This window comes from Nereida sp. NH-UV-3, from assembly GCF_042939535.1.
Classification (GTDB): domain Bacteria; phylum Pseudomonadota; class Alphaproteobacteria; order Rhodobacterales; family Rhodobacteraceae; genus Nereida; species Nereida ignava.
Genome location: NZ_CP132157.1, coordinates 1618741 through 1626628, shown reverse-complemented (window position 1 = coordinate 1626628; position 7888 = coordinate 1618741). Strand labels below are relative to the sequence as shown.

General features: G+C 51.7%; 11 protein-coding genes. 5 read left to right on the top strand and 6 right to left on the bottom strand.

Translation table 11 applies throughout. From position 1 onward, the window contains the following. Nucleotides 1–12 precede the first annotated feature (12 nt). From trxA to hslU, 3 genes are all read left to right on the top strand, one after another. Nucleotides 13–333 (top strand): thioredoxin, encoded by a 321-nt coding sequence (gene trxA / locus NeNHUV3_RS08040; RefSeq protein ID WP_048598570.1) that lies wholly within the window; start codon nt 13–15, stop codon nt 331–333. A gap of 127 nt (nt 334–460) precedes the next feature. Continuing rightward, nucleotides 461–1018, top strand: coding sequence for an ATP-dependent protease subunit HslV (hslV, locus tag NeNHUV3_RS08035; RefSeq protein ID WP_334066816.1), 558 nt, complete (start codon nt 461–463; stop codon nt 1016–1018). After that, nucleotides 1015–2319, top strand: a complete 1305-nt coding sequence (gene hslU, locus NeNHUV3_RS08030; RefSeq protein ID WP_391480813.1) for an ATP-dependent protease ATPase subunit HslU — start codon at nt 1015–1017, stop codon at nt 2317–2319. Before hslV ends, hslU begins: the two co-directional genes overlap by 4 nt. Here hslU and NeNHUV3_RS08025 read toward each other — a convergent pair. Together NeNHUV3_RS08025 and NeNHUV3_RS08020 are read right to left on the bottom strand one after the other, a co-directional pair. Continuing rightward, nucleotides 2316–2906 carry a Smr/MutS family protein gene (locus NeNHUV3_RS08025; RefSeq protein WP_391480811.1) on the bottom strand — a complete coding sequence of 197 codons (591 nt, stop codon included), beginning with the start codon at nt 2904–2906 and terminating at the stop codon, nt 2316–2318. The two genes, hslU and NeNHUV3_RS08025, sit on opposite strands and share 4 nt — an antisense overlap. A 26-nt stretch (nt 2907–2932) precedes the next feature. Next, nucleotides 2933–3589, bottom strand: a complete 657-nt coding sequence (locus NeNHUV3_RS08020) for a Tim44/TimA family putative adaptor protein (RefSeq protein ID WP_391480809.1) — start codon at nt 3587–3589, stop codon at nt 2933–2935. Between the two features lie 129 nt (nt 3590–3718). Between NeNHUV3_RS08020 and NeNHUV3_RS08015 the strand changes: the two genes are divergently transcribed. Beyond that, nucleotides 3719–4201 carry an FxsA family protein gene (locus NeNHUV3_RS08015; protein ID WP_391480808.1) on the top strand — a complete coding sequence of 161 codons (483 nt, stop codon included), beginning with the start codon at nt 3719–3721 and terminating at the stop codon, nt 4199–4201. Nucleotides 4202–4265: 64 nt separating this feature from the next. After that, entirely contained in the window at nt 4266–4757 is a 492-nt protein-coding gene (gene secB, locus NeNHUV3_RS08010) for a protein-export chaperone SecB (RefSeq protein ID WP_391480806.1), read from the top strand. 4 nt (nt 4758–4761) lie between these two features. On the opposite strand, the gene dnaQ is transcribed toward secB, so the two are convergent. From dnaQ to NeNHUV3_RS07990, 4 genes are read right to left on the bottom strand one after another with little or no spacing between them, the layout of a single operon-like run. After that, nucleotides 4762–5451 carry a DNA polymerase III subunit epsilon gene (gene dnaQ, locus NeNHUV3_RS08005; protein ID WP_391480805.1) on the bottom strand — a complete coding sequence of 230 codons (690 nt, stop codon included), beginning with the start codon at nt 5449–5451 and terminating at the stop codon, nt 4762–4764. After that, complete coding sequence (coaE, locus tag NeNHUV3_RS08000; protein WP_391480803.1) at nt 5444–6028, bottom strand: dephospho-CoA kinase; 585 nt, start codon at nt 6026–6028, stop codon at nt 5444–5446. Before coaE ends, dnaQ begins: the two co-directional genes overlap by 8 nt. After that, a complete protein-coding gene (locus tag NeNHUV3_RS07995; protein ID WP_391480802.1) occupies nt 6025–6855 on the bottom strand; it encodes a shikimate dehydrogenase in 831 nt (276 codons plus the stop codon). The genes coaE and NeNHUV3_RS07995 overlap by 4 nt, the downstream gene beginning before the upstream one ends. Next, the gene (locus NeNHUV3_RS07990) at nt 6852–7451 is read right to left on the bottom strand and encodes a Maf family protein (protein ID WP_391483216.1); all 600 of its coding nucleotides are present in this window, start codon (nt 7449–7451) and stop codon (nt 6852–6854) included. The genes NeNHUV3_RS07995 and NeNHUV3_RS07990 overlap by 4 nt, the downstream gene beginning before the upstream one ends. Nucleotides 7452–7888 lie beyond the last annotated feature (437 nt).

Genomic DNA, 7888 nt, shown 5'->3' with positions numbered 1-7888 from the left:
AGGAGAGACCCAATGGCTACCGTTGCAGCAACAGACGACACATTTGACGCAGAAGTCCGCAATTCAGACATCCCCGTTGTAGTAGATTTCTGGGCAGAATGGTGCGGCCCCTGCAAACAAATCGGCCCATCACTTGAAGAACTTTCCGCCGAAATGGACGGCAAAGTAAAAATCGTGAAGGTCGATGTAGACAGCAACCCGAATGCAGCCGCACAAATGGGTGTTCGCGGCATTCCTGCTCTGTTCGTTTTCAAAGACGGCGAAGTTGTTTCAAACCGCAACGGCGCGGCACCAAAAGCAGCGCTGCAAAGCTGGATTGAAGAATCCATCTAACAGACGCGGCCAGACGAAAAACAAAGGCGTGCCAAGCAAGGTGCGCCTTTTTTCGTACGCACATCGCCTTGTGAAACACTCGGCCGGCAACCATATTATTTCCACGCACAAAAGCGGGAGCGCAAACATGAGCAACTCAGATTTTCCGGGCTGGCACGGCACCACAATCATCGGCGTTCGCAAAGGCGGCAAGGTCGTCATTGCAGGCGATGGTCAGGTAAGCGTTGGCCAGACCGTGATGAAAGGGACCGCGCGCAAAGTCCGCCGCCTTTCTCCGGGTGGGTATGATGTGGTTGCAGGCTTTGCGGGCTCAACCGCTGATGCGTTTACATTGCTTGAGCGACTAGAGGCGAAACTTGAAGCAACGCCAGGCCAGCTAGCCCGCGCATCAGTTGAGCTCGCGAAAGACTGGCGCACGGACAAATATCTCCAGAAACTTGAGGCAATGCTAATTGTGTCAGACGGAACCGACTTGTTTGTCATTACAGGCGCAGGTGACGTTCTTGAACCTGAGCATGACATCACTGCAATCGGATCCGGTGGTAACTACGCTCTGTCCGCCGGTCGCGCGCTTATGGATAGTGATCATGACGCGGAAGAAATTGCGAAACGCGCGATGGCAATTGCCGCAGATATCTGTGTTTACACCAACGGAAACCTCACGATCGAGACGATAAAATCATGACTGACTTAACGCCCCCACAGATTGTTGCAGAACTCGATCGTTTCATCATTGGCCAAGCAGACGCAAAACGCGCCGTTGCTGTTGCAATGCGCAACCGGTGGCGCAGACAACAATTGCCTGATGATTTACGCGATGAGGTGTATCCCAAAAACATCCTGATGATCGGGCCGACTGGTGTCGGCAAGACTGAGATTAGCCGCCGCCTCGCCAAGCTCGCAAATGCGCCTTTCATCAAAGTTGAAGCTACAAAGTTTACCGAAGTCGGCTATGTCGGTCGTGATGTTGAGCAGATCATCCGCGATCTTGTGGACAGCGCGATCACCCTTACTCGCGAAACAATGCGCGACGAAGTTAAATCAAAGGCAATGAAGTCCGCCGAAGAGCGTGTAATCACTGCAATCGCCGGTGAAGATGCAAGAAGCGGCACACGCGAAATGTTCCGCAAAAAACTCATCGCCGGTGAGCTTGACGACACTGTGATTGAGCTCGACGTGGCTGCACCGATGCCACAAATGCCATCAATGGATATTCCTGGACAACCCGGTGGCGGCCAAATGATGAACCTTGGCGACTTGTTCGGCAAAGCATTTGCAGGCCGCACCGAACGTCGGAAAATGACAGTAGCCGAAAGCTATGACGTGCTCATTGGCGAAGAGGCAGACAAACTGTTGGACGATGAGACAGTGACACAAACCGCGCTTGAGGCAGTCTCGTCCAGCGGGATCGTTTTTCTGGACGAGATCGATAAAGTCTGCGCCAAAAGCGAAACAAGAAGCGGTGATGTCAGCCGCGAAGGCGTTCAACGCGACTTGCTGCCGCTCATCGAAGGCACGACAGTCTCGACAAAACATGGGCCCGTAAAAACCGATCATATTCTATTTATCGCATCTGGCGCATTTCACATTGCTAAGCCCTCTGATCTGCTACCTGAATTGCAGGGCCGCTTACCTATTCGCGTTGAATTACGCGCGCTAACTGAGAGCGATTTTGTACGCATACTGACAGAAACAGACAACGCGCTTACCCGTCAGTACACCGCCTTAATGGCAACAGAAAATGTGACTGTTTCGTTCACGGCCGAAGGTATTGCTGCCCTAGCCAAAATTGCTGCGGAAGTGAACGAAAGCGTCGAAAATATCGGGGCGCGCAGGCTCTACACTGTGCTGGAGCGGGTGTTTGAAGAACTTTCCTTCACGGCATCTGACCGCGGTGGTGATGAAATAACTGTGGACGCTGCGTTTGTTGAGAAACACTTAGGCGAGTTATCTCGTTCAACAGACCTCAGCCGCTACGTGCTTTAACGTTTGCGCCGTAGATAAACATAATATGCGCCGCCACCACCGTGTTTTAAGTGGGCTTCGCTGACCTGCAAAACAAGCGATGCAACGGGCGCCATGCGCAGCCATTCAGGCACCTGATGACGAAGAACGCCCATGCGGACAGGCATCGGGCCGCCCTCGTCTTTGTGTTTGCCTTTGCCTGTGATCACCAAAACCAACCGCTTCCCAGCGCGATGAGACGACATCACAAACCCTATTAATGCAGGGTGGGCTTCTGCAAGCGTCATCCCATGCAGGTCGATCCGCCCCTCGGGCTTTAACTTACCGCGCCGCAGGTTCTGAAACGACTTTCGATCCATGTTTACAGGGGCTTCGGCGACCTGCTGCCGGATATCCTTTTGAATGTCATGCTTTCGCGGCAAAGGAGCCGCCCGCACACCGACCTTGAAGTGGGAAATCGCGGGGTGCTGCTCGGCACGGATTTTCTTTGGGGGCTTTTTGTCAGCGGGCCTACTGACGGGCGCATGTTGAATTGGCACAGCTGTTTCTGCGACACGCTGCCAAATGGAGCGGTCGTCAGAAGTTAAGCCTTTGGGTTTCTTTGCCACTTCAAATTTACCGCGCCCATCTACGTTTATTCGCCAGTCGCTACCAGTTGCCAGTTTGGATCGTCTGACGACATCACGCGTGCAAACGTCCATGTGTCTTTCTGGCGTTTGATCTCTTTGGCGCTGCCTTCAACCACTTCACCCTCAGCATTCGTCACAACTGAAGTAAGCTCGGCCACGAATTTCACCGTTACTTCGCCTTCGGTCGTAGAGGCGTTGTACGTCGCATCCTTCAAACGCATCTCACGGACACCAACAAAAGTGGCGTCTACAGAAAGCCCCTGCTCTTCGCGCATTTTGACAACGCTATTAAAGCTTTCGAAAACATCATCTGATAAGAACCCCTTGATGCCGTCCATGTCGCCAGCCTCAAACGCCATCAAGATCATCTCATAGGCACCACTGGCCCCGCCCAAAAACTCGTTCACGCTAAAGCTTGGATCAGCAGCCTTCATTTGCGCCAATGCATCAGCTTGGGCGCTACCTTCTTCGGCATGATCCGTGATATCACGGTCAGGTCCGCCTTCGATCACCTCAAACTCACGGCGCACGGGTGTGCTATCTTGCACAGCCTCTGGTGGCTTTTCAAAACCCTCACGTGTGCCAAGCACGTTTTTCAGACGCAAAACCAAAAAGATGGCAATGCCGGCAAGGACCAAAAGTTGGACGAGTGAGCTGTTCATGAAAGCCTCTGGCGTTGGGGGCGTGGAAAATTACTTAACTCGCACTTATGTAGGGCAGGCATAGGATCAAGTCCACTCACCGCACCTAGTTTGTGGTCTTGGCGTAAAGTTATGAAAAGGATCTTAACCATGTGGCTCTTTTTGGCATTTCTAGCGGTGCCGCTGATAGAAATTGGCCTGTTTATTCAGATCGGTGGCTGGCTTGGCCTTTGGCCAACGCTACTTATTGTGGTCATCACAGCACTTCTAGGAACCGCATTGGTGCGGCAACAAGGCGCGCTTGCTCTGTCACAAGTCCGCGGCAGCTTTGAAAACCTGAACGACCCTACAGAACCGCTGGCCCACGGCGCGATGATCCTGTTCTCTGGCGCGCTCCTGCTCACGCCCGGCTTTTTCACTGATGCTGTTGGCTTTGCATTGCTCATTCCCGCTGTGCGCACATCTGTATTTTCCGCACTCAAATCGCGGATCAAAGTACAAAGCTTTTCAAACACGCGGGCCCGCCAGCCCCACCATAATACAGCCGGTGGAACAACCATTGATGGTGACTTTGAGGAGGTACCCCCACCTGCAAATCAACCTTCTGGACCGTCAGGGTGGACCAAACACTAACGGATTGAGGCCCCTGCCCCGACCTGTTACGAAACTGCGAGTATAAGTTAATTGGAGATGCCCCATGGCTGACGAAACCCCCGCACAAGAAGCACCCGCAGGCATCAAAATGTCCGTGCTGGCGCAATACATCCGCGACATGTCATTTGAGAACATTCTCGTTCAAAAAGGCGGCGCAGGCGATGTAACCCCAGACGTTTCTGTTCAAGTGAATATCGACGCGAAAAAGCGTACTGTTGAGAACCAGTTTGAGGTCATCATTAAACTGATGATCAAATCAAATGAAAAAGCTTCAGAAGCGGCGCTGTTCTTGATGGAGCTTGAGTACGGCGGCGTTTTCCAGATCGAAAACGTGCCAGAAGACCAGCTTCACCCGTTCTTGCTGATCGAATGCCCACGGATGCTGTTCCCGTTTGTGCGCCGCGTTGTTAGCGACGTCACTCGTGATGGTGGCTTCCCACCACTTAACCTTGAAACCATTGATTTCCTTCAGCTTTACCGCGCAGAGCTTACACGCCGCGCTGAAGCAGAAGCAAAGAACGCGACTGTTTCTTAATAACCTAAGTCTCAGATCGCCAAAGCACTGCGCCGCCCATATTGTCGAGAAATTCGGCGTGGGCGGCGTTTTCTTTTTCAGTTAGCCGTGATGGCAACGGCGTCGGACGGCGTGAAGGACGCCATTCAGCGGTTTGATCCGAAGATGCGTTGTTTGAGTTGGTACTTAGCGCGAAATCCGGCTGCTTGCCGCCGATAAGTTCAAGATAAACTTCCGCCAAAATTTCACTATCAAGCAACGCTCCGTGCAAAGTCCGCGACGAGTTATCGATGTTGAAACGGCGGCACAGCGCATCAAGCGAAGCAGGCGAGCCTGGGAAACGCTTACGCGCAATTGCCAGCGTATCAAGCGATTGCGACATCGGTAGAGCAGGGCGCCCAAGCCAACCCAACTCTGCATTCAAGAACTTCATATCGAACGCCGCGTTATGAATGACCATTACATCGGTACCGACAAAATCAACAAAATCCTGCGCAATATCCTTGAAAACTGGCTTATCACGCAGAAAATCATCGCCGAGCCCGTGCACCTCAAACGCCCCTTGGGGCATTGAGCGTTCCGGATTGATATACTGGTGATAGGTCTTGCCCGTCGGCATGTGGTTCCACAGCTCTACCGCACCAATTTCAACAATGCGGTCGCCCTCGGCAGGCTCAAAACCAGTGGTTTCCGTATCCAAAACGATCTCACGCATCGCTTAACTCCCGCTTAATCTTGGCCAAAATCGCATCAACAGCCGCCTCAGCAGCATCTAGCGAAGTTGTCTCAATAACGTAATCCGCTTTTGCGCGCTTTTCGGCATCTGGCATTTGTTTTGATAGGATAGTATCGAAAAGCGTTTCTGTCATGCCGTCGCGCGCTAAAACACGATCGCGCTGAACGTCATTTGGCGCGCTTACAACAACAATCGCATCAACACTGTCATCGGCACCTGTTTCAAAAAGCAAAGGCACATCTACCAGCACGATCTCACTTTTAGAGGCCTCAATAAATCGCGCGCGGTCGGCGGCAACTTGCGGATGAATGATCGCCTCAATCTTTGCTAGTGCTGTCTGATCTTGATGGATGATCTCGCGTAATAATTCACGCTCTATCATCCCGTTTCTCACCGCTTGCGGGAACGCGGTCGCCAATTCACCACCGCCGCTTTGATAAATCCGGTGCACCGCCGCATCCGCATCCCACACAGGTATATAACGCTTGGCAAACATCTTCGCCGTGGTCGATTTGCCCATGCCAATTGAGCCAGTCAGGCCTATGACAAATGTCATGACAAAACAGCGTCGCGCAGTTCGTCATCCACAATCGGTTTTTGACCAAACCACGCCTCAAAACCGGGGGCAGCTTGATGCAGCAACATTCCAAGCCCGTCAACAACGGCACATCCACGCGCAGCTGCATCAATCAAAAGTTGGGTTTTCAAAGGGGCGTAGACAATATCTGTCACAAGCGTCTCAGGTCCCAAATGATCAAGCGAAACGGGCAGGGCGGGCTGGCCGTCCATCCCAAGCGAGGTCGTGTTTACCAGCAGGTTCGCGCCCTTGATAGCATCACCAACGTCATCCCACGCAGAAACCACAACCCGTGCGCCAAATTCTGACTGAAGCGCAGTAGCCCGCTCAGCAGTTCGGTTGCTCAAGATGATCTGTGGCGCACCAGCATCAAGTAGCGCCGCGACAACACCACGTGCCGCCCCGCCAGCGCCCAGAACCACCGCTGGACCCGTGTCAGCCCGCCAGTTAGGCGCGCCAGCGTACAGGTTAGCCATAAAACCGTAGCCATCAGTGTTATCACCCAAAACACTGCCATCTTCTTGAAAAATAACAGTATTAACAGCGCCAACAGCCTTAGCGCGGGGTGTAATTTCATCACACAAAGCCATCACAGTCTCTTTATGTGGCAGCGTCACGTTAATCCCCGCAAACCCAAGTCGGGGGAGTAATTCTATCGTACATGCCAAATCATCCGGTGCGACGTTCATCGGAATATAATGCCCATCAATCCCGTAACGCTTTAGCCAATGCCCATGCAAACGCGGTGATTTTGAATGCGAAATTGGATGCCCAATGACACCCGCAAGCCGTAGTTTTCCACTCATCCGTCAATATCTCCGCGCAAGGTTAAGAACGACAAAAGCTCCACCAAAGGCAGGCCTAACACCGCAAAGTAATCGCCCTGCACCTGAGAAAACAGTCGCGCACCTTCCGCCTCAAGCATGTAACACCCAACCGTATGCTGAATGTCATCCCAATTCCGCTCAACGTAGGCATCAATATAGGCATCACTCAATTGCCGCATGCGCAACGTTACACGTGAAACATGCCGCCACGCGGGTTTGCCATCCTGATATAAACAAGCCGCCGTATGCAAATAATGAACCTGTGCTGACAATGCCCGCAACTGCGCACGCGCATCATCTGGTGAGGTCGGCTTTGAATAAATAGCGCCTTTGAAGTCCAGAACCTGATCACAGCCCAAAATCGGCCCCTCATGTCCTTTATCTGACAATCGCCGCGCTTTCATTTCAGCCAGCGCATCCGCGACATCCCGTGGGGGTGCGCCTTCGGCAACCATCGCGCCTTTGATCAGCTCCTCATCAATGGGCATAGGTCGAATCGTTACAGGAATGCCCGCGTTTTCGAGCAGCTGAGCCCGAATTTTCGAGGACGAAGCGAGTGTAAGTGAAAAAGAGATGTGGATAACCTTTTGGACAAACCAATGAATGCCTTAAGGACAGTCACCGTGAGATTTCAGCACCATTCCCATCACAGCAGGACATAGCACAATTCCACGACAATTTGCCGATTTTATACGCCTGTGGAAAGGATAAATGTGTCGAATCTACGCTGTGGATAATTTTGCTTTACGTTAATTAACAAGACGTAAAGATATGCTCAACATATTGATTTAATACAACTATCTAAATATATTTAGGTGTAAATCTACCGATACACTGTGGATAAAGAATTGGATAAAAAGTAATCCACAGATATTCTTAACACTCCATCATCATCAATTTTTAATCTTTCTTATTATTAGAAGAAGCATTGAACCTCTCAAATCGAAGTTTGACTAACCCACTCATGTTAGCTACGGCTTAAGTGTTCATCCGAACACTTTAACTCCTTTAA